The organism is Pseudomonas sp. 1 (assembly GCF_056626735.1).
In genome coordinates, this window is the sequence record NZ_JBWXMQ010000005.1 from 165,304 (window position 1) to 191,776 (window position 26,473).

Annotated in this window: 19 protein-coding genes and 1 pseudogene; 10 read left to right on the forward strand and 10 right to left on the reverse strand. The window is 59.8% G+C overall.

Features of this window, described 5'->3' with window-relative positions; genetic code table 11:
- Positions 1-361: 361 nt before the first annotated feature.
- Entirely contained in the window at positions 362-1,465 is a 1,104-nt protein-coding gene (gene gbdR, locus AC1MDC_RS09780) for a choline metabolism transcriptional regulator GbdR (protein ID WP_007959756.1), read from the forward strand.
- A gap of 115 nt (positions 1,466-1,580) precedes the next feature.
- Here the strand turns inward: gbdR and AC1MDC_RS09785 are convergent, their stop codons facing one another.
- The 6 genes from AC1MDC_RS09785 to choX form a co-directional block, all read right to left on the reverse strand.
- Complete coding sequence (locus tag AC1MDC_RS09785; RefSeq protein WP_085688602.1) at positions 1,581-1,841, reverse strand: hypothetical protein; 261 nt, start codon at positions 1,839-1,841, stop codon at positions 1,581-1,583.
- Positions 1,842-2,114: 273 nt separating this feature from the next.
- On the reverse strand, positions 2,115-3,278 hold the full coding sequence (locus AC1MDC_RS09790; RefSeq protein WP_480392916.1) for a gamma-butyrobetaine dioxygenase: 1,164 nt from the start codon (positions 3,276-3,278) through the stop codon (positions 2,115-2,117).
- Positions 3,279-3,302: 24 nt separating this feature from the next.
- Positions 3,303-3,779: a thioesterase family protein gene (locus AC1MDC_RS09795; protein ID WP_480392917.1), complete on the reverse strand. Its 477-nt coding sequence runs from the start codon at positions 3,777-3,779 to the stop codon at positions 3,303-3,305.
- A gap of 129 nt (positions 3,780-3,908) precedes the next feature.
- Positions 3,909-4,874 carry an L-carnitine dehydrogenase gene (locus AC1MDC_RS09800; protein WP_085697784.1) on the reverse strand — a complete coding sequence of 322 codons (966 nt, stop codon included), beginning with the start codon at positions 4,872-4,874 and terminating at the stop codon, positions 3,909-3,911.
- A 141-nt stretch (positions 4,875-5,015) separates the two neighbouring features.
- On the reverse strand, positions 5,016-5,903 hold the full coding sequence (gene cdhC / locus AC1MDC_RS09805) for a 3-dehydrocarnitine:acetyl-CoA trimethylamine transferase CdhC (RefSeq protein ID WP_085697783.1): 888 nt from the start codon (positions 5,901-5,903) through the stop codon (positions 5,016-5,018).
- A gap of 75 nt (positions 5,904-5,978) precedes the next feature.
- The gene (choX, locus tag AC1MDC_RS09810) at positions 5,979-6,923 is read right to left on the reverse strand and encodes a choline ABC transporter substrate-binding protein (protein ID WP_085697782.1); all 945 of its coding nucleotides are present in this window, start codon (positions 6,921-6,923) and stop codon (positions 5,979-5,981) included.
- Positions 6,924-7,115: 192 nt separating this feature from the next.
- Between choX and AC1MDC_RS09815 the strand changes: the two genes are divergently transcribed.
- Positions 7,116-8,060 (forward strand): GlxA family transcriptional regulator, encoded by a 945-nt coding sequence (locus AC1MDC_RS09815; protein WP_085688589.1) that lies wholly within the window; start codon positions 7,116-7,118, stop codon positions 8,058-8,060.
- 138 nt (positions 8,061-8,198) lie between these two features.
- Here AC1MDC_RS09815 and AC1MDC_RS09820 read toward each other — a convergent pair whose 3' ends face one another.
- The 4 genes and pseudogenes from AC1MDC_RS09820 to AC1MDC_RS09835 all read right to left on the reverse strand — a co-directional run bounded on the left by AC1MDC_RS09820 (position 8,199) and on the right by AC1MDC_RS09835 (position 11,881).
- Positions 8,199-8,615 (reverse strand): DUF3010 family protein, encoded by a 417-nt coding sequence (locus AC1MDC_RS09820; RefSeq protein WP_234206072.1) that lies wholly within the window; start codon positions 8,613-8,615, stop codon positions 8,199-8,201.
- A gap of 32 nt (positions 8,616-8,647) precedes the next feature.
- Positions 8,648-8,866: pseudogene (locus tag AC1MDC_RS09825) on the reverse strand (helix-turn-helix domain-containing protein); the annotation flags it as partial.
- Positions 8,867-8,882: 16 nt separating this feature from the next.
- Entirely contained in the window at positions 8,883-9,284 is a 402-nt protein-coding gene (locus tag AC1MDC_RS09830; RefSeq protein WP_480392918.1) for a lysozyme inhibitor LprI family protein, read from the reverse strand.
- 227 nt (positions 9,285-9,511) lie between these two features.
- Positions 9,512-11,881, reverse strand: coding sequence for a hypothetical protein (locus AC1MDC_RS09835; RefSeq protein WP_480392919.1), 2,370 nt, complete (start codon positions 11,879-11,881; stop codon positions 9,512-9,514).
- Between the two features lie 369 nt (positions 11,882-12,250).
- On the opposite strand from AC1MDC_RS09835, the gene AC1MDC_RS09840 reads away from it, so the two are divergent.
- From AC1MDC_RS09840 to AC1MDC_RS09875, 8 genes are all read left to right on the forward strand, one after another.
- A complete protein-coding gene (locus tag AC1MDC_RS09840; protein WP_039768004.1) occupies positions 12,251-13,228 on the forward strand; it encodes a dipeptidase in 978 nt (325 codons plus the stop codon).
- Positions 13,229-13,305: 77 nt separating this feature from the next.
- Positions 13,306-13,836, forward strand: a complete 531-nt coding sequence (locus tag AC1MDC_RS09845; RefSeq protein WP_480392920.1) for a DUF5943 domain-containing protein — start codon at positions 13,306-13,308, stop codon at positions 13,834-13,836.
- A 15-nt stretch (positions 13,837-13,851) separates the two neighbouring features.
- Positions 13,852-15,912: a dimethylglycine demethylation protein DgcA gene (dgcA, locus tag AC1MDC_RS09850; protein WP_085688582.1), complete on the forward strand. Its 2,061-nt coding sequence runs from the start codon at positions 13,852-13,854 to the stop codon at positions 15,910-15,912.
- Between the two features lie 155 nt (positions 15,913-16,067).
- Positions 16,068-18,017, forward strand: a complete 1,950-nt coding sequence (gene dgcB, locus AC1MDC_RS09855; RefSeq protein ID WP_480392921.1) for a dimethylglycine demethylation protein DgcB — start codon at positions 16,068-16,070, stop codon at positions 18,015-18,017.
- Positions 18,017-19,237 carry an electron transfer flavoprotein subunit alpha gene (gene etfA / locus AC1MDC_RS09860; protein ID WP_227233731.1) on the forward strand — a complete coding sequence of 407 codons (1,221 nt, stop codon included), beginning with the start codon at positions 18,017-18,019 and terminating at the stop codon, positions 19,235-19,237. The genes dgcB and etfA overlap by 1 nt, the downstream gene beginning before the upstream one ends.
- A 9-nt stretch (positions 19,238-19,246) precedes the next feature.
- Positions 19,247-20,017, forward strand: coding sequence for an electron transfer flavoprotein subunit beta (etfB, locus tag AC1MDC_RS09865; protein ID WP_085697776.1), 771 nt, complete (start codon positions 19,247-19,249; stop codon positions 20,015-20,017).
- Between the two features lie 995 nt (positions 20,018-21,012).
- The gene (locus tag AC1MDC_RS09870; protein ID WP_480392922.1) at positions 21,013-24,465 is read left to right on the forward strand and encodes an alpha/beta fold hydrolase; all 3,453 of its coding nucleotides are present in this window, start codon (positions 21,013-21,015) and stop codon (positions 24,463-24,465) included.
- A 139-nt stretch (positions 24,466-24,604) separates the two neighbouring features.
- Complete coding sequence (locus AC1MDC_RS09875; RefSeq protein WP_480392923.1) at positions 24,605-26,473, forward strand: c-type cytochrome; 1,869 nt, start codon at positions 24,605-24,607, stop codon at positions 26,471-26,473.

Sequence of the window (26,473 nt, forward strand, 5' to 3'; positions counted from 1 at the left end):
TCAGATAAGCGTCTTTCCCACCTCCAGCGCCTGATTCGAAGGCGCTACCGTCCGTCACCTGTGCCTGCGGTGACACTGTAGGACAATCGTGCGCAGGCCAGTTCCCACAAGTGCTACCGATTTGCTCACACGCTTCGGAGCAGGGCATTCGCGGCCGCTGATGGCACTTCGAATTACCCTTCGTTGGAGCGCTTGTATAGACGCGTCGCGACGTCGTTTTCAGGAGTTATTGAACAGCCATTCAAATTTAGGCATGGCAATTGCTCTGTCATAACAAAGCCCGTCTCACGCAAGAGAACGATGGCAATAACAAGAGCCTCCGCCTGAGGCCATCACCCGCTTTGTGTGAGGAGATACCGCGATGACGTCGTTCAACTCCGGGGCTCAACCCCAGAACCGTGCGCCTCAATCCATCGGCTTTCTGCTGCTGGACAATTTCACGCTGATTTCCCTGGCTTCCGCAGTCGAACCACTGCGCATGGCCAACCAGTTGTCCGGTCGGGAGCTGTATCGCTGGACCACCCTCACCGTCGACGGTGGCCAGGTCTGGGCCAGTGACGGTCTGCAGATCACCCCCGACGCCTCCATGCACAAAGCTCCGGCCCTCGACACCATCATCGTGTGCGGCGGGATCGGCATTCAGCGCACCGTTACCCGTGAACACGTGTCGTGGCTGCAAAGCCAGGCGCGTCAGTCGCGCCGCCTCGGCGCCGTGTGCACCGGCAGCTGGGCCCTGGCCTGCGCCGGTCTGCTCGACGGTTTCGATTGCAGCGTGCACTGGGAATGTCTGGCGGCGATGCAGGAAGCTTTCCCGCGCGTTGCGATGAGCACCCGCCTGTTCACCCTCGACCGCAACCGTTTCACCAGCTCCGGCGGCACCGCGCCGCTGGACATGATGCTGCACCTGATCAGCCGCGATCACGGTCGTGAGCTGTCAGCCGCGATCTCCGAGATGTTCGTCTACGAACGCATCCGCAACGAGCAGGATCACCAGCGCGTGCCGCTCAAGCACATGCTCGGCACCAACCAGCCGAAACTGCAGGAAATCGTTGCGCTGATGGAAGCCAACCTGGAAGAGCCGATCGACCTCGACGAACTGGCGGTGTACGTCGCCGTGTCCCGTCGCCAGCTTGAGCGCCTGTTCCAGAAATACCTGCACTGCTCGCCGTCGCGCTACTACCTCAAGTTGCGCCTGATCCGCGCGCGGCAACTGCTCAAGCAGACGCCGATGTCGATCATTGAAGTGGCGTCGGTCTGCGGCTTCGTGTCGACGCCGCACTTCTCCAAGTGCTACCGCGAGTACTTCGGCATTCCGCCGCGCGACGAGCGCGTCGGCTCCAACACCACCCAGCAGGTGGCGATGATGCCGCTGCCGCAGGCCATCGTGATGTCGCCGCTGTCCGGGCCGATGTCGGCGCTCAGTCAGGCACGCAACGAGTCCACTTTTGCCAGCGTAAGGCTCTGAATCGAGTCATCGTTCAATCGCTGGCAAGCCAGCTCCCACACTGATTTGTGCTGAACACTTTAACTATGTCCGGCACAAATCCTGTGGTAGCTGGCTTGCCAGCGATGAGGGGTTGTCAGGCGCGGGTTTGCTGGTACTGCGCCAGTGCCGGCAGCAACTGCTTGTCGATGGCTTCGCGCACGATCGGCTGAATGCTTGCGCTGCTGGTGTACATCTGCTTGACCATGGTGCGCAGCGTGTTGGCCCGCACATCGTCCAGCCCCCGCACCGCGCATTCACAGGCCTGCTGGGCAGTGGAGCCCGACGGTACTTCGAATCCCAACGACTTGAGCTGGCCCAACAGGTCTTCCTGATCGATCAAATCAGCATACATCATGACGCGAATCCTTCTTTGGCAACGGAGGTCGTGGCTCGATTCTGGTAGGCATGCCCAGGCACGGCAAGGGCGATTTGTCGCAGTGGCCGCGACGGCTATGAACAGGTCGTTTTCGGCTAACTTGCCGGCCAGGGGAGTGGGCACACTGGCCTCAGCTCGCTTCACGAAGGTTTGGTCACCCTCGGTATGGCAGCTCCTCAACAGTACCCTCGCCCCGATCCTGTCACGGCTTGCATCGGGGCTTTTTTTGTCTGCGAATAAGGCTGACGCGGGCTAGCGCTGCAACACCAGAATCCGCGACAGCAATTCGTCCCGGTCGATATAGCAGCCCTGAAAATGCCGGGCCCCGGTGGACGGGTCGAAGGCATTGCGCGCATGCAGGGTGCGGCGGTTGTCGAAGCACCATAGCTCGCCCGGGTTGAGTCGCTGCATCACCCGGAAGCGCGGCTCGCGGGTCATGGCGATGAAGCGTCGGTAAGCGCGATACAGCAGCGGCATCTGTTCCACGGACGTGTCGAACGCGCCGCGCAGAAAGTTGGCCATGCGGATTTCTGCGACCCGGCCCAAGGCATCCAGAGCGATGATCGGGGCGAGGCAGCGATAGTCACTGTGGCGGTCCTTGTTGCGAAACTCTACCGGGATTTCGCACAGCGCCTGAAACGACGTGGGATCTTCCTGACGCAGCGCTTCGGCGATCGCAAAACCGTCGACAAAAATACTCTCGCCACCCTCGGCATCGTTCACCAGACAATGCAGAAATTGCAGCCCCGGTTGCAGCTCGCGAGTCGGCAGATCCGTGTGCAATGGCAGGTTGAAAGCGGTGTAGGCATTGCTGTCGGCATCGGCCTTGGATTGAACGTTGAACAGCACGCCGAAGTTGCTCTCGCGGATGAATGAAATGCGCTGGGCGATCAGCTTCAGCGAACCGGGCTCGGTGGGTACGCCGCGCACCTGGGTCAGACCGATGTCGCGTACCGCCAGCAACCATTGCAGCAGTGCGGCGCTGTCGTGCATCAGGGCTGAATAGTCGAACACCGGCAGCTGCAAATCGCTGCGCCAGAGGAAGGGTTTCGGCTTGGCGGCGAGGCGTTCGGAGCGGGATTCGTCGTCGTAGGCGTGGGCCCGCAGCCAACCCGCATCGAAGCGGCTGAGGTGGCCGTCCTGCCAGTCGATGCGCAGGCAGCCATCGGTGTCGATATGCGCAGCGGAGGGCGACAGATCCGGCGCTGCGTCGACAATCTCGAACACCTGCTCGCGGGTGACGCTGTAGACGCAGTGCGGACACGGACAGTTGTCCCGCAGCCACACATGGTGGAACGGGCTGACACGCCCGTCGGCCCATTCAATAAGGACGCGATCCGCCAGGGTCTGCACGCCGTTCAGCGCGCTGATCAACGGATAAGTACGGAAATCGGCAACTGCGACGGCGGATTGCATGGCGGCTCCTTGCGATGGATGGATTTACCGGGCTGGGGGCAGGGCGATGACCCGGCCGATGTAAGCAGGGGCGGGCAGGTCGGCCTGCTCGGCGACGATGGCTTGCAGACGGCCCAGGGTGTCCGGGGTAAACGGTGCGGAACGCGGGCCGGCGAGGTCGACGTGCAGCAGCATCTGTTCGTTGCCGGCCAGTTCCTGGTCACCGCCGGCCAGATGCAGGCTGTGATAGATGTGCAGGCGTTTCTGGTCGTGGCCGATGATCTGCGTGCGCACTTCGACTTCGGCGTCGAGCTTCACTTCGTGCAGATAGTTGAGGTGCAGTTCGAGGGTGAACAGCGAATGACCGCTGGCCTCACGGTTGTTGCTGTCCATGCCGAGGCGATCCATCAGGGCGTCGGTGGCGTAGCTGAAGATCAGCAGATAGAAGGCGTCGCGCAGATGGCCGTTGTAGTCGACCCAGTCGGGGATGATTCTGGTTTGGTAGGTGGTGAGGGTTGGCATGGCATTTGTTCCGACATTGATGTTGTCTGGGTTGCCGTCTTCGCGAGCAAGCTCGCTCCCACAGTTGAAATGCAGTCCCCTGTGGGAGCGAGCTTGCTCGCGAAGAGGCCGGAATTGCTGGCGCAAGGATTACTCGCTGAAACTCATCCCGTGCTTTTCTTTGGTGGTCTTCACCGCCTCAAGCACCGCCAGCAAGCAATCATCACGATAGCGCTCCAGCGCCGAAATACTGTGCCGGCCCAGCTGATCGCTGGTGCCATCCACCACATCGTCGATCAACTTGTCGGTCAATTCCGGTGCCGGCAGGTACGTCCACGGCAGCTGCAACGCCGGGCCGAACTGCGACATGAAATGGCGCATGCCGGCATCGCCACCGGCCAGGGTGTAAGTCAGGAACGTGCCCATGAACGACCAGCGCAGACCGGCGCCAAAGCGGATCGCGTCGTCGATTTCACCGGTGGTCGCCACACCGTCGTTGACCAGATGCAGTGCTTCGCGCCACAGCGCTTCGAGCAGGCGGTCGGCGATGAAGCCCGGCACTTCCTTGCGCACATGCAATGGGCGCATGCCGAGGGATTCGTAGACTTTCATCGCCGCTTGAACGGCTTGCGGCGCAGTGTTCTTGCCGCCGACCACTTCCACCAGTGGCAGCAGGTAAACCGGGTTGAACGGGTGACCGACCACGCAGCGTTCCGGGTGGGTCGAGCTCTCGTAGAACTCGCTCGGCAACAGGCCCGAAGTGCTGGAGCCGATCAGGGCGTTCGGCTTGGCCGCCGCACTGATTTTGCTGTGCAAATCCAGTTTCAGTTCGAGGCGTTCCGGGGCGCTTTCCTGGATGAAGTCCGCATCGCGCACGCACTCTTCGATGGTTGCCACAAAGCGCAGGCGATCCTGCGAAGCGCCCGGCGCCAAGCCGTTTTTCTCCAGCGCGCCCCAGGCGTTGGCGACGCGTTTGCGCAGCGCCGCTTCGGCACCCGGCGCCGGGTCCCAGGCCACCACGTCGAGGCCGTGGGCGAGGGCGCGGGCGACCCAGCCGCTGCCGATGACGCCGCTGCCCAGTGCTGCGAAGGTTTTGATTTCGGTGATAAAGCTCATGGTGATTTCCTAGGAAAATTCGGTGATTCCCTGTGGGAGCGAGCTTGCTCGCGAATGCGGCGGCACTGCTGATGAAGATGCTTCGGATGTACCGGCCTCTTCGCGAGCAGGCTCGCTCCCACAGGGTTTGATGTGTGGCCGTCAGCCGCGCTGGGTCAGGCCCATCTTCTTGCGACCTTCAGCCGGGGTCAGCACACGGGCGCCGAGGCGGCTGAGGATTTCGGTGGCGCGTTCGACCAGTTGGCCGTTGGTCGCCAGCACGCCCTTGTCCAGCCACAGGTTGTCTTCCAGACCGACCCGCACGTTGCCGCCGAGCAGCACCGCTTGCGCGGCCATCGGCATCTGCATCCGACCGATGCCGAACCCGGCCCACACAGCGTCGGCCGGCAGGTTGTCGACCATGGCTTTCATGGTGGTGGTGTCGGCCGGCGCGCCCCACGGGATGCCCAGGCACAGCTGGAACAACGGGTTGTCGAGCAGGCCTTCCTTGATCATCTGTTTGGCGAACCACAGGTGACCGGTGTCGAAAATCTCAAGCTCGGCCTTCACGCCCAGCTCGGTGATGCGTTTGGCACCGGCGCGCAGTTGGGCCGGGGTGGAGACGTAAATGGTGTCGCCGTCGCCAAAGTTCAGGGTGCCGCAATCCAGGGTGCAGATTTCCGGCAGCAGTTCTTCGACGTGGGCCAGGCGGGTCAGCGGGCCGACCAGATCGGTGTTCGGACCGAACTCCATCGGGCGCTCGCCCGGGCCGATTTCCAGGTCGCCACCCATGCCGGCGGTGAGGTTGACGATGATGTCGACGTCGGCTTCGCGGATGCGCTCCATGACTTCGCGGTACAGCGCCACGTCACGGCTGAACTTGCCGGTCTGCGGGTCGCGGACGTGGCAGTGCACGACGGTGGCGCCGGCCTTGGCCGCTTCTACTGCGGCGGCGGCGATTTGCTTTGGAGTGACCGGCACGTGAGGGCTTTTGGCGGTCGTGTCGCCAGCACCGGTGAGTGCGCAGGTGATGATGACGTCGTGGTTCATGGTGCGTTTTCCTTCAGGCGTGATGGGTCTGTTCGCAGCCCGTGGCGGGCTGCGAAGTGGTTCTTTCGTTGCGGTTTATTTGCTGGTGAGCTGGAGGTTTTCAGCCGCCGGTTTGCCATCGAACGTGGTGACGCCTTCGAGCCAGCGCTGTTTGTCCTGCGGGTGATCCTTGAGCCATTGCCTGGCCGATTCGAAAGCGTCCTTGTGATCGAGCAGCGGCTGCATCATCCGGCTCTCGTCTTCGGCGGTGAACGTCAGGTTGCTCAGCAGGCGACTGACGTTCGGGCATTGTTCGGCGTATTTCGGCGCGGTGACGGTCCACACGGTGGCCATGCCTTCGTTCGGGCCGAGGGCGTCTTCGCTGCCGGTCAGATAAGTCATCTGCACGTTGACGTTCATCGGGTGCGGCGCCCAGCCGAAGAACACCACGGCTTCCTTGCGGCGCACCGCGCGATCGACGGCGGCGAGCATGCCGGCCTCGCTGGATTCCACGAGCTGGAACTTGCCGAGGCCGAACTGGTTCTTCGCAATCATTGCCTTGATCTGGGTGTTGGCACCCGAGCCTGGCTCGATGCCGTAGATCTTGCCGCCCAGTTCCTTTTCAAATCTGGCGATGTCGGCGAAGGTTTTCAGGCCCTTGTCCGCCAGATAAGTCGGCACGGCGAGGGTGGCGCGGGCGTCCTTGAGGCTCGGTGCTTCAAGCACCTTGACCTGGTTGGCGTCGACGAACGGGGTGATGGTCTGGGTCATCAGCGGGTTCCAGTAGCCGAGGAACAGATCCAGACGCTGGTCGCGGATGCCGGCGAAAACGATTTGCTGAGAGGCGCTGGTCTGTTTGGTGCTGTAGCCGAGTCCGTCGAGCAGCACCTGAGCCATGGCGCTGGTGGCGATCACGTCGGTCCAGTTCACCACGCCCATGCGCACGTTCTGACACGATGCGGAATCGGCCGCCATGACACTGGCGCTTAATAACGCGGTACCGCTGAGTGCGAGAACACAGCTGCTGATCAGTCGTTTCATGTCGGGTTCCTCGGCAGGTCGTTATTGTGGGTCCCGGCGTCTGTCGCGCCGGTGATGCCAAGTTACGCAGCAATGCCCCTGTGAAAACGCACTGCGGCGACTGGCTCTTGCACTGTAGCGACCTGTGCTCTTGAATGCCGCCGACAACTGGCGTATCAACGTTGCACGCTACCCGCTGACCGAGTGCGCACCATGTCCCAGGATTTCTACTTTTTGTTGATGCCGGGTTTTTCGGCCATCGGTTTCATCTCTGCGATCGAACCGCTGCGGGTGGCCAACCGCTTTCGCGGTGAGCTGTACCGCTGGCACGTCTTGAGCGCCGATGGCGGAGCGGTGCTGGCGAGCAACGGGATGTCGGTCAACGCCGATGCGGCGCTGGAGCCGCTGAAGAAAGGGGCGACGCTGCTGGTGGTCGCCGGGTTCGAGCCGTTGAAATTTGCCACTCCGGCGCTGGAGCACTGGCTGCGACGGCTGGACAACGAAGGCGTAACCCTCGGCGCGATCGACACCGGCAGCTTCGTCCTCGCCGAAGCAGGCCTGCTTGATGGTCATCGCCTGACCCTGCACTGGGAAGCCATCGACGCCTTCAAGGAATCTTATCCACAGCTCAGCGTCACCCAGGAGCTGTTCGAGATCGACCGTCGGCGCATCACGTCGGCCGGCGGCACCGCGTCCATCGACCTGATGCTCGATCTGATCGCCCAGGCCCACGGCCCGCAACTGGCGATCCAGGTCAGCGAGCAGTTTGTATTGGGAAGGATTCGTCCGCGCAAGGACCACCAGCGCATGGAAGTCGCCACGCGCTACGGCATCAGCAACAAGAAGCTGGTGCATGTGATTGGCGAGATGGAGCAGCACAGCGAACCGCCGCTGACCACCCTCGAACTGGCGGAATCGATCAAGGTGACGCGGCGGCAACTGGAGCGGTTGTTCCGCCTGCACCTGAACGACACACCGAGCAATTTCTATCTGCGCTTGCGGCTGGAAAAGGCCCGGCAGCTGTTGCGCCAGACCGACATGAGCGTGCTGGAAGTCAGCATCGCCTGCGGGTTCGAATCCCCGTCGTACTTCACCCGCAGCTACCGGGCGAAGTTTGCCCGGTGTCCGAGAGAGGATCGGCGTACCGCTCAGGCTTGATTTTGAGGTCAGAAAAAGAACCTGTGGGAGCGAGCTTGCTCGCGAATGCGGCGGGTCATACAACAAATATGTCGACTGATACTCCCTCTTCGCGAGCAAGCTCGCTCCCACAGTGGTTTGTGTTGGCTGGATAAATTCCTACTTCTTCAATAGCGCCGAGCACGCTGCCTTGTAGGCTTCATGCTGATACTTGTTCAGCGTCCCCGGCAGTTCGAAATGGTGCTTCTTGGCCTGGGCATTGATCGTCTGCGGCGACAGCAACATCACTTCGCAACCGTCCAGCAACTGAAACACACCCTCGATCTTGAACGTGGTCGGACCACCGGCAAACTCGCCTTTTTTGCTGCGCTTCTTGATCGCGATGCGATCGATGGAGTTCTCGCGCACAAACGATGCGACCTGCGCGGCGAACAGTTTGACGTTGGCCGCCTCGTCGTCATCGTCCAGAGCGATTTTCTTGGTGTTCAGCGCGACATGGCTCAGCACCGAACCGTCGAGGGACGCCACGGCGATGATCGCTTCACTGCCTTTGATTTCGATACCGCAGATGTTCATGTGAATCCCTTGATTGGCGGAAGAGGTGCAGCTTACAGCTCAAGCTGGTTGGCGGTGATACCAAACGCCGCTGCAATCTTTTCGCGAGTGACCTTGCGCGGCTTTGCAACGGTTTCCTGCTGGGCAAAGGCAGGCTGTGAAATGCCCATGCGTTTCGCCACTTCTTCCTGAGTCAGGTTGAGATGTTCGCGCCAGGCGCGAACCGGGAGGGCGCCATCAACGATGCGGCTAACGACTTCGTGGGGAATCATGCTTTCCATCTTCAACTCACTCCTGCCCGATCGACTCCAAAAACTCCGACCGCTCGTCACTCATCCGCGCCACGCAGTCATTCTGCGCAATCTTGAACGCCTTGCTGCCGTCCGTCGCCGGGAAGGCTTCGACGGCGCAGTCGGCGTCGCGGGTTTTCAGCCATTGTTGCTGGGCGGCCTTGAGTTTGGCGGTGATGTCGGCCAGTTGCGCGGGGTTTTTGCCGTAGGTCGACTGCATGCGCTCGTTCAGGCTTTTGTAGTTGTCCTTGAGCAGGTCCTCGGCGGTGGTGCGGCTGTAGGTCGAGCATTCCAGGGTCTGGATGTCGTTTTCCACCGCGTCGCACGGGTTGTTGTCGGACTCTTCGGCGGCGTGTACGCCGGTCGCAATCAGGGCCAGGGCCAGGAAGATCGATTTCATTGCATTGCTCTATATTAAGCACAGCGGATTTAATGGGCATGAGAAAGCCCTTGGCGGAACATATACCCAATGAGTATGGGAGTTTAGGAAAAATAGATGGGAGTAGGCTTCCAGTCAATATACAGCCATCTTTACATTGTCTGTTGTTAGGTGGCCCTGGGATGCTCGCCGCCGGTTATCTGTATGTGCCTTCTTGGTAAAAGGCACATCTATTTAATTTGATTTTTCTATTCAGGATTCTGGCTTGTTACTTCCCAAGGTTCCCAGTCGACTACCATATTGAATAAGTCGTCTTCGTCGACTGCAATTGCTGCTTCATCTATGACGACAGCAGAACTGGTAGGGCCAGTCTGATGAATAGTGATGTTGTCTAATCCATGAAGTTTGGTCATGGAATCTAAAGTTTGGCATCCAAAGCATGTGCATTGAGAGATTTTGCACTCATTCGAAAGTAAGAAGCTTAGGTCTCTGTGTTGGTTTTTCAATATTATTGTTTGTGTGGCTTTATCTTTGTTGGTAAAGGAGTGGAGTACGAATTTTGCATTTGATAGCTTGAACATCTCCATTTCCAGAATGACAGATCCTTTCGCAAGTGAGGCTTCGCTATCAAATAGTGGATCTACTAGGATTTTATGATCTTTTGCTATTAGTGATATTACCAGCTCGTCGAATTGAGAGTCGTTTTCAATTATTTTTATACGGTAGGAAAGTGGGTTGAAGTCTATTGACTTCCAGTTTTTTAAAAAAGATCCAAGCTCCATAGGGTTTGTGAGTAGGAATAGTGTTTCGTTAAATAAAATATATTCTTCGTCTGATGTTGTAAGTGCTATTAGAGGGGCATAAAAATTTTCGCACGTATCATAAAATGTTGAAATCCCACGTGTATACGTTACTTTCTCAAAGCTTTTGCACTCTATAGCGTCAAAAGAAGAACGTGAAAGTCCTAGTATTTGATCTCTTGTGGCAAACATTTCCCCGTTTTCAGAGTAACAAAGAGGGTTTTTCTTTTTTTTTGCCTCCATAAGCATTCTTTTGAAGCTATTGCACGCGGCATCAGCATTTTCAGATGAGAATCGGTGAACCTTTCCACGTTGCAGTATGAATTTGATTGACCCGTCTGCAAGGCTAACCTTAATGCAAAAATTTCCTTTCTGAGTAAATGCGGCGCTGGAATTCCAGAGTATATTTTTTATTGACTCGTTGAGGTTCGTATAACTGCCCCAAAGTGATTGACTTCTAGTTAGTGCGGAGAACCATTTTTTGTAATCGAAATTTTTCAGTTCTGGATGCTTTTCCATACCGGGATTTGTTGATCGACCCAGTACTCGGTCTGATGGCCTCTGGCATTCTTTATGAATTAGGCCAACATCAAAAGGAATATGTTCTTCATCGATCTCAACATTTAAGATTTCTTGCGATAACCCTTGGCCACAGTGCATGCACTTAGAAATCTCAGTGTTTTCCAGCATTTTATTTCTAACTTTTTCAGAGTGTGCAATTGACACATGGTCACTGTCGAAGTCGTGCTGATTTTCGTTTTCTACTATAAGTAGCTTTTTGTCGTCTAGCTTGTTGTCCAGTAGATATCTTTCTGCACCTTTGAATGTAGAGAAGCGGCCGTAAAGTCTACGAGTGGAACCGTCTTTTAGCTCGATGCAGTTATCATGGAATTTTAGATAGGGATGCCCGCTGTCATCAAAACGGGCGAAGGATATCAAAGTGGTATGCTTGTCTTCTTCTGAGGTTTTAATTAGCAAAACTTCTCTGCCAGAGCATATCCTGTAGTTGTTAGGATCGAAAACGAGCTCGAAAAAGTTTTCTGTTTTTTGAGGGTTTTCCGATTCGTCGGAATTGTTGTTTATGAATTGATTTAGCTGGGATTTAATGCCGAGTATATCTACGGATGATCGCTTTTTTGACCAGTCGAGCGTTTTTGAAATAATCATGTTCCAGATTAAGTCTGGCTTTGTAGACAGATTGCTGGCGATAGAGGTTAGAAAAGCATTTTCGTACACGCCGCCACTTTCGATATCGAGTTCTATGATGTGGAACTTCGCTAAAAGGTTTTTCCTGTCTAAGTCAGTCGGGTGCTTTAGGTTGTTATCTGCATAAGCCTTGTTTATGCATTTGTAGACGGTGTCTAAAACCAAGCGTTCGCTCTGTGATAAAGGGCTGCTTGAAAGATAGTCTTGGGCAAGTCGAGAAGATTTTGTTATTTTTTTTAGTTCTGAAAGAATTCTTCTTGAGGAGTCTCGACTTGTTACGATGCAAAAACAATCTTCTTTATTTTGAGAGATTTTATGTTGTCTTACAAATTGCTCTATTGTTTTATAGAATTCTGATTGCTTATTGTCGGATAAAGAAAGCTTTCTTTTAACCTGTAGGTAGCTTTTCGATTTGTCGTGAGTAAGTACTATGTCATCGATTTCGTCATCTGACTCGAATGAAACTTGTATGACTTTAGTTGTTTCAGTGCGATCCAGAATTCTGCTGCAGTCCAAGTCGAGGGCCATCGATAAGGTAAAAAATGCAGCTGTACGTTGTTGGAAATCTATTCCGCTGTTGGTGGCTGCGCCACCTCCGCTTTTCTTAATCATCTTTGATATCTCCTCCCTGACATTAGATTTTTCGACAATTTGATTATTTAATGATCAAGGCGCTGATCGCTTCGTTTGGGGCGGCGCCGCACGATTTCATTCTGAGGGTATTTTGTATAAAAAACATCTAGTTAGGTGGCCGCTTCCGATCAGGCATGCTGAACAACGCGAAGATATGGCTTCCTCATGAAGCCTTCAATGGAACGAATGGCTCCTTTGGGAAAAAGGTAGTCTCGTTTGTCGCGGATTGACGCTTTCGGCAATTCCCCTGTCGTTTTTGCACCCGGCTGGTCGCGCACCGAGGCATATGCTGGCCCCAAAGCGCCGGCAGACGATTCGGCGCATGAATCGCCAATAAGGGGACGCCTGATGAGCCCAGCCGAATTACACGCCGACAGCATCGTTATCGACGGTCTGATCATTGCCAAATGGAACCGCGAGCTGTTCGAAGACATGCGCAAGGGCGGTCTGACGGCGGCCAACTGCACCGTGTCGGTGTGGGAGGGTTTTCAGGCCACGGTCAACAACATCGCCGCCAGCCAGAAACTGATTCGTGAAAACAGCGACCTGGTGATCCCCGTCCGCACCACCGCCGATATCCGCAAGGCCAAGGAGCAGGGCAAGACCGGCATCCTCTTCGGCTTCCAGAACGCCCACGCGTTCGAAGACCAGATTGGCTATGTCGAGGTGTTCAAGCAGCTCGGCGTCGGCATCGTGCAGATGTGTTACAACACCCAGAACCTGGTGGGCACCGGTTGCTACGAACGTGACGGCGGCCTGTCGGGCTTCGGTCGCGAAATCGTCGCCGAAATGAACCGTGTCGGCGTCATGTGCGACCTGTCCCACGTCGGCTCCAAGACCTCCGAGGAAGTCATCCTCGAATCGAAAAAACCGGTTTGCTATTCCCACTGCCTGCCGTCGGGGCTGAAAGAGCACCCGCGCAACAAATCCGATGAAGAGCTGAAATTCATCGCCGACCACGGCGGTTTCGTCGGCGTGACCATGTTCGCGCCGTTCCTGGCCAAGGGCATCGATTCGACCATCGACGACTACGCCGAAGCCATCGAATACACCATGAACCTGGTCGGCGAAGACGCCATCGGCATCGGCACCGACTTCACCCAGGGTCACGGTCAGGACTTCTTCGAATACCTGACCCACGACAAGGGCTACGCCCGCCGTCTGACCAACTTCGGCAAGATCATCAACCCGCTGGGCATCCGCACCGTCGGCGAGTTCCCGAACCTGACCGAAACCCTGCTCAAGCGCGGCCACTCCGAGCGCGTGGTACGCAAGATCATGGGTGAAAACTGGGTGAACGTCCTGAAAGACGTCTGGGGCGAGTAAGCCGCCGCTTCCCGAATACTTTCCCCCGGCCGTCCGCGCCGGGGGCAACACCAAAATTTTTCTGGAGTTAAGTTTCCATGGCCAAGATCGCCCCGCAATTGCCAATCGAAGTCGACAGCGAGACCGGTGTCTGGACCTCCGACGCCCTGCCGATGCTGTACGTGCCACGGCATTTCTTCGTCAACAACCACATGGGCATCGAGGAAGTGCTGGGCGCCGAGGCCTATGCCGAAATCCTCTACCAGGCCGGCTACAAATCCGCCTGGCACTGGTGTGAAAAAGAAGCCGAGTGCCACGGTCTGGAAGGCGTCGCGGTGTTCGAGCACTACATGAAGCGCCTGTCGCAGCGCGGCTGGGGCCTGTTCAAGATCCAGGACATCGACCTCGACAAAGGCACCGCCAGCGTCAAGCTCGAACACTCGGCGTTCGTCTACGTCTACGGCAAGGTCGGGCGCAAGGTCGACTACATGTTCACCGGCTGGTTTGCCGGAGCGATGGATCAGATCCTCGCCGCTCGCGGCAGCAAGATCCGCACCGTGGCCGAGCAGGTCTACGGTGGCTCCGAAGAAGGCCACGACGACGGCCTGTTCACCGTCAAGCCGTTGTAAGTCGAGGAACCCGCCATGGCTTTCGAAGCAATGTTTCAGCCAATTCAAATTGGCAAACTGACCATCCGCAACCGCGTGCTCAGCACCGCGCACGCCGAGGTCTACGCGACCGACGGCGGCATGACCACCGAACGGTACGTCAAGTATTACGAAGAGAAAGCCAAGGGCGGCATCGGCCTGGCGATCTGTGGCGGTTCGTCCGTGGTGGCGATCGACAGCCCGCAGCAATGGTGGAGTTCGGTGAACCTGTCCACCGACCGGATCATTCCGCACTTCCAGAATCTCGCCGACGCCATGCACAAGCATGGCGCCAAGATCATGATCCAGATTACCCACATGGGCCGTCGCTCGCGTTGGGACGGTTTTCACTGGCCGACCCTGATGTCGCCGTCGGGCATCCGCGAACCGGTGCACCGCGCCACCTGCAAGACCATCGAGCCGGAAGAAATCTGGCGGGTGATCGGCAACTACGCGCAAGCGGCTCGCCGCGCCAAGGCCGGTGGTCTGGACGGCGTCGAACTGTCGGCCGTGCACCAGCACATGATTGACCAGTTCTGGAGCCCGCGCGTCAACAAGCGTACCGACGAATGGGGCGGCACCTTTGAAGGCCGGATGAAGTTCGGTCTCGAAGTTCTGAAAGCCGTGCGCGCCGAAGTGGGTGACGATTTCTGCGTCGGCATGCGCATCTGCGGCGACGAGTTCCACCCGGACGGTCTGTCCCACGAAGACATGAAGCAGATCGCCAAGTATTACGACGATACGGGCATGCTCGATTTCATCGGCGTCGTCGGCTCGGGTTGCGACACCCACAACACCCTGGCCAACGTGATTCCGAACATGAGTTATCCACCGGAGCCGTTCCTGCACCTGGCGGCCGGGATCAAGGAAGTGGTCAAGGTTCCGGTGCTGCACGCGCAGAACATCAAGGACCCGAACCAGGCCACGCGGATTCTGGAGGGTGGTTACGTCGACATGGTCGGCATGACCCGCGCCCACATCGCCGACCCGCACCTGATCGCCAAGATCAAGATGGGCCAGGTCGACCAGATCAAACAGTGCGTCGGCGCCAACTACTGCATCGACCGCCAGTACCAGGGTCTGGACGTGCTGTGCATCCAGAACGCCGCGACCTCCCGTGAATACATGGGCGTGCCGCACATCATCGAGAAATCCACCGGGCCGAAACGCAAGGTGGTGATCGTCGGTGCCGGCCCGGCGGGGATGGAAGCTGCCCGCGTGGCGGCCGAACGTGGCCACGACGTGACCCTGTTCGAGAAGAAGGAATTCATCGGCGGGCAGATCACCACGGCTTCGAAAGCGCCGCAGCGTGACCAGATCGCCGGCATCACCCGCTGGTTCCAGCTGGAGCTGGCGCGGCTGAAAGTCGACCTGCGTCTGGGCACTGCCGCCGATGCCGACACCATCATGGACCTGCGTCCGGACATCGTCGTGCTGGCTGTTGGCGGTCACCCTTACCTGGAGCAGAACGAACACTGGGGCGCTGCCGAAGGGCTGGTGGTCAGCAGCTGGGACGTGCTCGACGGCAAGGTTGCGCCGGGCAAGAACGTGCTGGTCTACGACACCATCTGCGAGTTCACCGGGATGTCGGTGGCCGACTTCCTCGCGGACAAGGGCAGCCAGGTCGAGATTGTCACCGACGACATCAAGCCGGGCGTGGCCATCGGCGGTACGTCGTTCCCGACCTACTACCGCAGCATGTACCCGAAAGAAGTGATCATGACCGGCGACATGATGCTGGAGAAGGTCTACCGCGAAGGCGACAAACTCGTCGCGGTGCTGGAGAACGAATACACCGGCGCCAAAGAGGAGCGGGTGGTGGATCAGGTGGTCGTCGAGAACGGCGTGCGTCCGGACGAAGAAATCTACTACGCGCTGAAGGACGGCTCGCGCAACAAGGGCCAGATCGATGTCGAGGCGCTGTTCGCGATCCAGCCGCAACCTTCGTTGAGCAGCAATGGCGACGGTTACCTGCTGTTCCGCATCGGTGACTGCGTGGCGCAGCGTAATACCCACGCTGCGATCTATGACGCCCTGCGCCTCTGCAAGGATTTCTAAAAGCTTGCACATGACCCTGTGGGAGCGGGCTTGCCCGCGAATGCATTCTGTCAGTCACCGCTGCATCGACTGACCCGGCGCTTTCGCGAGCAAGCTCGCTCCCACAGGAACACGCCGAACGTGTTTCTCCAGGCTGTACTGGTGGGAGCTTCACCATGTTGAACACCCTTCTTCCAATCCTGTTGTTCGCAGCCCTGGCCCTTGCGGTGCTGGGTGCGTTGCGGCGGGTGGCCATGTGGCGCCGGGGCCGGGCCTCGAAGGTCGATCTGATCGGCGGCCTGTTCGCCATGCCCAAGCGTTACATGGTCGATCTGCACCACGTGGTGGCGCGGGACAAATACATTGCCAACACCCACGTCGCCACGGCGGGCGGTGCGGTGGCGTCGATCGTGCTGGCGATTCTGGTGCACGGTTTCGGCCTGCATAACCGCATTCTTGGCTACGCGTTGCTGCTGATGACGGCGGTGATGTTCGTCGGCGCGATCTTCGTCTATCGGCGTCGGCTCAACCCGCCGTCGCGGCTGTCGAAAGGCCCGTGGATGCGCCTGCCGAAAAGCCTGCTGGCGTTCTCGGCCTCGTTCTTCCTGGTGACCTTGCCGGTGGCCGGGATCCTGCCGGAGAACTTCGGTGGCTGGGTGCTGGCGGCGATTCTCGGGGTCGGTGTGCTGTGGGGCGTGTCCGAGCTGTTTTTCGGCATGACCTGGGGCGGCCCCATGAAGCACGCCTTCGCCGGTGCGTTGCACCTGGCCTGGCACCGTCGCGCCGAACGTTTTGGTGGCGGCCGTTCCACCGGTTTGAAACCGCTGGACCTGAATGATCCGACCGCGCCGCTGGGTGTGGAAAAGCCCAAGGATTTCACCTGGAACCAACTGCTCGGTTTCGACGCCTGCGTGCAGTGCGGCAAGTGCGAAGCCGCGTGCCCGGCATTCGCCGCCGGCCAGCCGCTGAACCCGAAAAAACTGATTCAGGACATGGTCGTCGGCCTCGCCGGCGGCACCGATGCCCAGTTCGCCGGCAGCCCGTATCCGGGCAAACCGGTGGGCGAACACAGCGGCAATCCGCATCAACCGATCGTCAACGGTCTGGTCGATGCCGAAACCCTGTGGTCGTGCACTACCTGCCGCGCCTGCGTCGAGGAATGCCCGATGATGATCGAGCACGTCGATGCCATCGTCGACATGCGCCGTCACCTGACCCTGGAAAAAGGCGCGACCCCGAACAAGGGTGCCGAAGTTCTGGAAAACCTGATTGCCACCGACAACCCTGGCGGTTTCGCCCCGGGCGGGCGGATGAACTGGGCGGCGGACCTGAACCTCAACCTGCTCAGCGAGAAGAAGTCCACCGACGTGCTGTTCTGGGTGGGCGACGGTGCCTTCGACATGCGCAACCAGCGCACCCTGCGCGCCTTCGTCAAAGTGCTGAAAGCGGCCAAGGTCGACTTCGCGGTGCTGGGGCTGGAAGAGCGCGACAGCGGCGATGTGGCCCGGCGTCTTGGCGATGAAGCGACCTTCCAGCTGCTCGCCAAACGCAATATCCAGACCCTGGCCAAATACAGCTTCAACCGCATCGTCACCTGCGATCCGCACAGCTTCCATGTGCTGAAAAACGAGTACGGCGCGTTCGACGGCAATTATCTCGTGCAGCATCACAGCACTTATCTGGCGGAAATCATCCAGGTCGGCGCGCTGAACCTCGGTCAGCACAAAGGCAACAGCGTGACCTATCACGACCCGTGCTACCTCGGCCGTTACAACGGCGAGTACGAGGCGCCGCGCGAAGTGCTGCGCGCCCTCGGCATCGAGATCAAGGAAATGCAACGTTCCGGCTTCCGTTCGCGCTGCTGCGGCGGCGGTGGCGGGGCGCCGATCACCGACATTCCGGGCAAGCAGCGGATCCCCGACATGCGCATGGAAGACATCCGCGAGACCGGCGCCGAGCTGGTGGCCGTGGGTTGTCCACAGTGCACGGCGATGCTCGAAGGCGTGGTCGAACCGCGTCCGCTGATCAAGGACATCGCCGAACTGGTGGCCGACGCGCTGCTCGAAGACGCCGCGCCGAACAAGCCTGCCACCCCGGCCAAACGTGAACCTGCGGAGGCCCACTGATGAGCGACATTATCCGCCGCGACCCCCGCGCCGAGTGGATCGCACGCAACCGCCTGCACCCGCTGCACGCGGCCATGCAACCGGCGCAACACAGCTGGATGGGCCCGAACGGGATCATCCGCAAGAACCTGCACGGCATCGGCTTTATCGGGCCGAACGGCATCAAGCGCATCGACCGCAGCGGCGCCCAGCAGGGCGGGGCGGTCAAACGCTCGGCAGCGGTCGAAGTGCAATTGCCGCTGCATCAGGTGCCGGCTCCGGCGTTCTATATCAGCGTGGTGCCGGACATGGTCGGTGGCCGTTTGAGCAGCCACGACCGCGATCTGCTCGGCCTGGCCCGTCAACTGGCCGGCAGCGATGGTGCGGTGCTGGCCGTGGTGTTCGGCGAGCACAAGGAAAACGCTTTCGCCACGGCCGGCGTTGACCGCTTGCTGGTGCTGGAAGGCGAAGAATTCAGCGGTTATGCACCGGAACAACGGATCCAGGGTCTGCGGGCTGTGGATAACCAGTTCAACCCGCGTCACTGGTTGCTGCCGGACAGCCGCAGCGGTGGTGGCGAATTGGGTCGGCGCTTCGCGGCGGCGCTGGGCGAGCGCCCGGCCACGCGGGTGTGGCAGGTCAAGGATCAGGAGTGCATTGGCCGCGCCGGTGCCGGGTTGCAGGATCTGGCCCGCCCGGTCGCGCGGCTGATTCTGGCGTCCGCCGAGTGCGCCGAACCGGTCAGCGAAACCCGTCACGAAGCGCTGCCGGTGGAGTTATCCACACCCGTCGCGCGCAGCCTGTCGCGGATCGAGGATCTGGGCGCGGTGGCGGTGGACCCGGCAGCGATTCCAATGGCCGAAGCCGAGTTCATCTTCTCCGGCGGCAACGGGGTCAAGGACTGGGAGCTTTTCCACAAGACCGCTGCCGCCCTCGGTGCCACCGAAGGCGCTTCGCGGGTGGCGGTGGACGATGGCTTCATGGCCCGCGACCGTCAGGTCGGCGCTTCCGGCACCTGGGTCACCGCGCGGGTTTACGTGGCCGTGGGGATTTCCGGGGCGATCCAGCACCTGCAAGGCATCGGTGCCTGCGACAAGGTGGTGGCGATCAACCTCGATCCGGGTTGCGACATGATCAAGCGTGCCGACCTGTCGGTGATCGGCGAAAGCGCGGAAATTCTTCAGGCCTTGATCGCGGCGGTAGAGGCTTACCGCAACGAAGCCAAGCGCGATGCGGCTTAAGGAACGGTTATGAGCACAAAGATCATCAGTCTGGTTTCAATCGGCGCCCACCCGACCTCCGGCCGCCCGCGCCGTGCCGATCAGGACGCCCGCGCGGTGGAACTCGGCCTGCAACTGGCGGGCGACAACCTGCAAGTGCTGCACGCCGGCGACATCGCGGAACCGGCGCTGCGCGCCTACCTGGGCATGGGACTGGAACAGTTGCACGTGCTGGAACAACCGGCTGGCGCCGATGCGCTGCCGGCGTTGACCGAGTATCTGCGTGATGCCGGTGCACAGGTTGTACTGACTGGCAGCCAGGCGGAAACCGGCGAAGGCTCGGGGATGCTGCCGTTTCTGCTGGCCGAAGGACTGGGCTGGCCGCTGGTGGTTGGGTTGGCGCAGGTCGAGTCGATCAACGACGGTTCGGCACTGGTGCTGCAAGCGTTGCCCCGTGGGCAGCGGCGCCGGTTGAAGGTGCGCCTGCCGTTTCTGGCGACTGTGGATAACGCCGCACCCAAACCTCGGCAGAGTGCTTACGGCCCGGCGCGGCGCGGTGTTCTCCAGGCTCAAGACGTGGAAGTGGTGGAGGACGAATTGCTTGCGGTGGCGACCCTGCAACCGGCCAAGCCCCGGCCGAAACGGTTGAAGGTGATCAAGGCCAAGAGCGGGGCGGACCGGATGAAGGCAGCGACGGCCAAGGCCAGCGGTGGTGGTGGGCAGGTGCTCAAAGGCGTTACCGCGCAGGCCGGTGCGCAAGCCATTCTGAAGCTGCTGATCGAAGAAGGTGTGGTCCGCTAAACAAACGTTGCTGACACTCTCCCACGGGAGAGGGCGGTTTACCCACAATCCCTGTTGGCGGATCTGTGGATAACGTGTTCGCCCCTCCCTGCACCCCACGCCAATCAAGCGCTCCAGCCATCAGATCAAAAAACAACCAGCCTGACTCGCGGTTTTTACGAGCTTTTTCCCTTGGGCAACTTGCAGACTTGCCCCCAATCTCTGTTGGCGCTTCTGTGGATAAGATGTTCGCTATCCGCCAGGGGCCATATAAAACGTGGCTTGCAGAGGTTTGATCAAAAAACGTTCAATTCAGCCTTTCAACCCGTCAATTCCCTCGCAAACCCCGATTTATCAACGCCTCCAGCGTTTTTCCACAGCGCACGCCAAGTTACCCCCGAACTCTGTTGGCGCTTCTGTGGATAAGGTGTTTGCCATCCCTTGAAAGCCAAGTAATCCGGGATGTGCAGAGATTTGATCAAAAAACAATCAATCGCAAGTGGAAACCCTGTTTCTGAATAAGTCACGGTTTTTCTTCACAAAACCCCGATCATTTTTGCATGTCATCCACAGTTGTCCCCATTAGCTGTGGGTGGCTATGTGGATAACTTGTTCGCTGAACTCTGCAGCCCCCGGCGCGCTTAGTCCAAACGGCAATTGATCACATTTCATACAGTTCTAAGAGCCTGCCTTGACTTCGATCCGGTGCCTGTCTTCACTGCAATGGCACAAGGACAGCTGTCACTTATCCACATCTGGTTCAGGGAGAACGCGTGATGGATACCCGGCCCCACCGCTTACCCCTCAGTCCCTGCACGCTCCGCGCGCTGCCGGCACCTTCGCCGCGCAAGCGCACGTTGCGTCGTGCCGCCAATCAGCACGCCCGTCTGTAGCGCCTGATTCCTGCCCAAACCGCTGTACTGCCGTCGGGATTTCCCGGAGGCCAGGTGCCCGTTCGCCCATTGATTGCAGGCAACCGCAGAGTTGCCCCATCTGCCTGAGAGAGGAACCCCCTCATGACACGGATCGCAACGCCCATCAGCGAAATCAAGGAACATTACGACGTGATCGTCATCGGCTCCGGGTATGGCGGCGGCATTGCCGCGTCGCGCCTGTCCCGGGCCGGTAAACGGGTCTGTCTGCTGGAACGCGGTCGGGAGATTCAGCCCGGCGAATATCCCAATACCATGATCGCCGCGACCGAGGAGTTGCAGGTGCACGACCCGGACGGCCATATCGGCTCGCGCACCGGGTTGTTCGATCTGCACGTCAACGCGCAGCAGAACGTGGTGGTCGGTTGCGGCCTCGGCGGTACGTCGCTGATCAATGCCAACGTCTCGCTGGAACCGACAGCCGATGTGTTCAAGGATCCACGCTGGCCGTTGGCGGTGCGCGAGGACCACGACGGCCTGCTCAAGGCGGGTTACGAAAGGGCCCGGGAGATGCTCAAACCCAACCCCTACCCGAGCACCGCGCCAAACCTGCCGAAACTCGACGCCAACAAAAAATCCGCAGACTTCCTCAAGCAAGGCGCGCACTTCTACAAGCCGCCAATCAACGTGACCTTCGACAAACTGCCCAACAACCTCAACCACGTCGGCGTCGAGCAACTGCCGTGCAACCACTGCGGCGACTGCGTTTCGGGCTGTAACAACAAGGCCAAGAACACCACGCTGATGAACTACCTGCCGGACGCCACCAATCACGGCGCGGAGATTTTCTGCCAGGCCCAGGTGCGGCATCTGGAGCGCGACGGCAACGGCTGGATCGTGCACTTCCAATACCTCGACAGCGGCCGCGAGAAGTTCGACGCGCCGACGCTGTTCGTGAAAGCCGACATCGTGGTGGTGTCCGCCGGCACCCTCGGCTCCACCGAAATTCTGCTGCGCTCGCGGGACAAGGGCTTGGTGATGTCCGGCCAGATCGGCGAGAACATGAGCGGCAACGGCGACATCCTCGGCTTCGGCCACAACTGCGAGCAGACCATCAACGGCATCGGTTTCGGCGCGCATTCGGCCAAGGAACTGCAACCGGTCGGCCCGTGCATCACCTCGATCATCGACATGCGCACCGAGGGTGACCGCAGCAGTCGCATGGTCATCGAGGAAGGTTCGATCCCCGGAGCGCTCGGCCGGCCGATGGTGCCGGCGATGGCCGGGTTCGCCGAGATGATCGGCAAGCCCACCGACGACAGCTTCAGCGGCAAAGTGAAGTACAAGGAGCGCGAAGCGGAAAGCTTTCTGCGCGGCCCGTATCACGGCGCGCTGCACAACATGCAGACCTACCTGATCATGAGCCACGACAATGGTCAGGGACGCATGGTCCTCGACAGCAAGGATCAACTGCGTATCGACTGGCCGGGCGTCGGCGAGCAGGAAAACTTCAAGATCGGCAACGAACGCCTGTACCAGAGCACCAAGGCCCTGGGCGGGATCTGGGTCGAGAACCCGATCTGGACCAAGCTGCTCAAGCACAGCATCGTCTCGGTGCATCCGCTGGGCGGTTGCGTGATGGGCGATGACGCCGCGCAAGGCGTGGTCAACCACAAGGGCCAGGTGTTCAGTGGTGCGACCGGCACCGACGTCTACGCCAATCTGTACGTGACCGACGGCGCGGTGATCCCGACGTCACTGGCGGTCAACCCGCTGCTGACCATCTCCGCCGTGAGCGAGCGCAACATGGGCCTGCTGGCCGCCGACCGGGGCTGGAAGATCGATTACACATTGCCCTCGGCACCGCGCAAACAACCGGTGCCACCGACCCTTGGCGTGCAATTCACCGAGACCATGAAGGGCTACTTCTCCCGCGCGTTCACCGCCGCACAAAGCACCGACCTGAAGGTTTATGAGGCGGCAGCCAAGCGCGGCGAGGCGGACAACTCGCCGATCGACTTCACCCTGACCATCACCGCCAACGACCTCAACCGGATGATCAAGGAGCCGGAGCACGCCGCGACCATCGTCGGCACGGTGATCGCCCCGGCGCTGTCGCCGCAGCCGCTGACCGCCAGCAACGGCGTGTTCAACCTGTTCGAGCAGTTCGAGCAGCAGGTCGACACGCGCCACATGAAGTACGACATGAAACTGACCGCCGAGGACGGCAACGACTACTTCTTCAGCGCCTTCAAGACCGTGCCGGAAGACAACGGCGTGCTGAATATCTGGCACGACACCAGCACCCTCTACGTCACGCTGTATCGCGGGCCGGACAAGACCGGCGAAGTGATCGGCTCTGGCGTGATGCACATCAAGCCGACCGACTTCGCCAAACAGATGACCACCATGAAGGTCCTCAATGCGCGCAACGAGCGCGAGCGCATCGAAGGGCTGGCGCGGTTCGGCAAGTTCTTTGCCGGGATTCTCTGGGAGAGTTACGGCGGGGTGTTCGCCGGTGACAAATACTTCAACCCCGACGCGCCGCCACGGTTGAAACGGCCGCTGGATGCGCCGACGCCGGCCGTGCATTTCTTCTCCACCGAAGATGGCGTGCAGTTGCGTCTGACCCGCTATCAGGCTGGCAGCAAAGGCCCGGTGATGCTGGTGCATGGTCTGGGCGTGGGCTCGAATATCTTTTCCACCGATACCATCCAGACCAACCTGCTGGAGTTTCTCTGCAAGCACGACTACGACGTGTGGCTGCTGGATTTCCGGGTGAGCATCCTGCTGCCGGCGAGCAAGAAGGAATGGAACGGTGACCAGATCGCCCAGTACGACTTCAAGGCCGCCATTGCGCAGATCCAGCAGAAGACCGGCGCGAAGGACGTGCAATGCGTGGTGCATTGCTACGGCGCGACCACGTTCTTCATGTCGCTGCTCGCCGGGCTGCAAGGCGTGCGTTCGGTGGTCTGCTCGCAGATCGCCGCCGACACGGTGGTCGCGACGGCGACGGGGCTCAAGGCCGGTCTGCACTTGCCGGGGATGCTCGACGCGATCGGTATCAAATCGATGACCGCCTACGCCGACAGCAAGGAGAACTGGTTCAACCGGCTCTACGACAAGGCGCTCAACGGCTACGCGCGGATCGAAGCCCAGGGCTATTGCACCAACCCGGTGTGCCACCGCATCACCTTCATGTACGCCTCGCTGTATCGCCACGACACCCTCAACGAGACACTGCACGACAACCTGCACGAGCTGTTCGGCGAGTCCAACATCGAGACCTTCGAACACCTGGCGCTGATCGTGCGCAAAGGGCATCTGGTGGATTTCAAAGGGCACGATGTGTACATGCCGCACTTCGATCGGCTGACCATGCCGATCTGCTTCATCAGCGGCGCCGACAACCAGTGTTATCTGCCGGAAAGTACGCTCAAGACCTATCAGCGGGTTTGCGAGAAGCACGGGCCGGAGCGCTACAGCCGGCATGTGGTGCCGGGTTACGGTCACATCGATTGCATGTTCGGCAAGAACGCGGTGGTCGATGTGTATCCGATCATCCTTGAACACCTGGAGAAAACCGCCCTCGGATAGCCGTCGATCGTTCCCACGCTCTGCGTGGGAAAGCCGCCATGGACGCTCTGCGTCCGCTTTTGTGACGCGCAGCGTCACGAGATGCATTCCCACGCGGACGGTTCGACGCGTCGACGTGGGTAGGATCTGGGGAACTGATATGGACAGCTACATCCGCTGGTTTCAACGCTTCATCTGGCTAGGCATTGCGATGAACATGGTGTTCGCGATCCCGGCGCTGTTTGCGCCGGGGTTGCTGACATCGGTGGTCGGCCTGCCGCCGCAACTCTCCGACCCGTGGCTGGAAAACGCCGGGATGCTGCTGGTGGGTATCAGCGTGTTCTACATGCCCTCGGGCTTCAACGCGCCGCGCTACGTGGTGCATTCCTGGCTGTGCGTGCTGACGCGGCTGATCGCCGTGGCGTTCTGGATCTACCTGATCAACACCAGCAGTCAGGGTTCGGTGTTCGTGCCGATGCTGATGGGCGACCTGAGCTTTTTCCTGATCCTCGGCATTCTGCTGTACCTCGGCACCACGCCTGAAAACCGGCCACTGGCGCTGCTCTGTGACGGCTGGCGCGAATGGCGCGCGGCGTGGGCGCGGCATTGGCAGAACCACGCGTTCAAGGTCGGTACGCTGGTAGTGGTCGCGCTGCTGGCGTTCATCGGTTACCAGACCTGGTATCAGATGCTGCGCGTGGTGCCGGAGCAGGAGTACGCCTCCGACGAAGATCACTACAAATACGCCGCGATTGGTTTGGGCATCGAAGCGCGGATTCCCTATTACCTGTTCTCGGTATTGCCGCAGATGTGCCCGGAAAAACTGCCGAAACCCGGCGGCTGGGAAGTCTTCGGTTTCCTGTTCGAGAACGGCAAGGACCTGCCGATCGGGATGGCCAAGCGGCAGATCGGCTACCCGACCGTCGAGCCGAACTGCGCGTTGTGCCACACCGGCTCCTACCGGGCGAATGCCAGCGACGTCGCGGTCAATGTGCCGAGCGCGCCGGCCAATACCCTGCAACTGCAAGCCTTCCAGTGGTTCGCCTACGATTGCGCCAGCGATCCGAAATTCACCACCGACGCGGTGATGGCGGCGATCAACAGCAAGTTCCAGCTGGGCTTTTTCGAGAAGCTCTACAACCGTTACCTGATCATCCCGATGGCCAAGACCGCGCTGCTCAAACAGAAGCAGGCCTACGCCTGGCAGAAGCTGCGCCCGCAACAGGGGCCGGGACGCACCGACACCTTCAACCCGACGAAAATGGTGGTGTTCGGCTTCCCGGATGACTCGACCATCGGCACCGTCGACCTGCCGCAAGTGTGGAACCAGAAACCCCGGGAATCGATGTACCTGCACTGGGACGGCAATAACAACAAGATCCACGAACGCAACTACGCCGCCGCGATGGCCGTGGGCGCGACGCCGGAATCGGTGCTGCCGCCGAGTTTCAACCGGGTGACCAACTGGCTGCTCGGACACAAGGCGCCGGCGTGGCCGTGGGCACTGGATCAGGCCAGGGTCGCTCAGGGCAAACCGGTGTGGGAGGCCAACTGCGCGGGTTGTCACGACTTCGGTCGCGCCGACACCGGGCAGGTCACCACCAACATCGACCAGCTCGGCACCGATCCGCACCGGCTGAACTCGTTCACTACCGGGCTGGTGGCGGCGTTCCATACCTTCAAGAAACCGCCGTTCGATTTTGGCGCCTACCGCAAGACCCAGAGCTACAGCAACACGCCCACCGACGGCATCTGGCTGCGCGCGCCGTACCTGCACAACGGTTCGGTGCCGACCCTGTGGGACTTGCTGCAACCGCCGGAAAAACGTCCGCAGGTGTTCATCACCGGCTCCGATGTCTACGACCCGGTCAACGTCGGTTTCGTGACCAGCGGCGCCCAGGCCAAGGCCTCGGCGGACTTCACCTACGACACGCGCCTGGAAGGCAACCACAACAGCGGTCACCTGTACGGCACGACGCTGTCGGACGACGACAAGCGTGCGCTGATCGAATTCATGAAAACCCTGTGA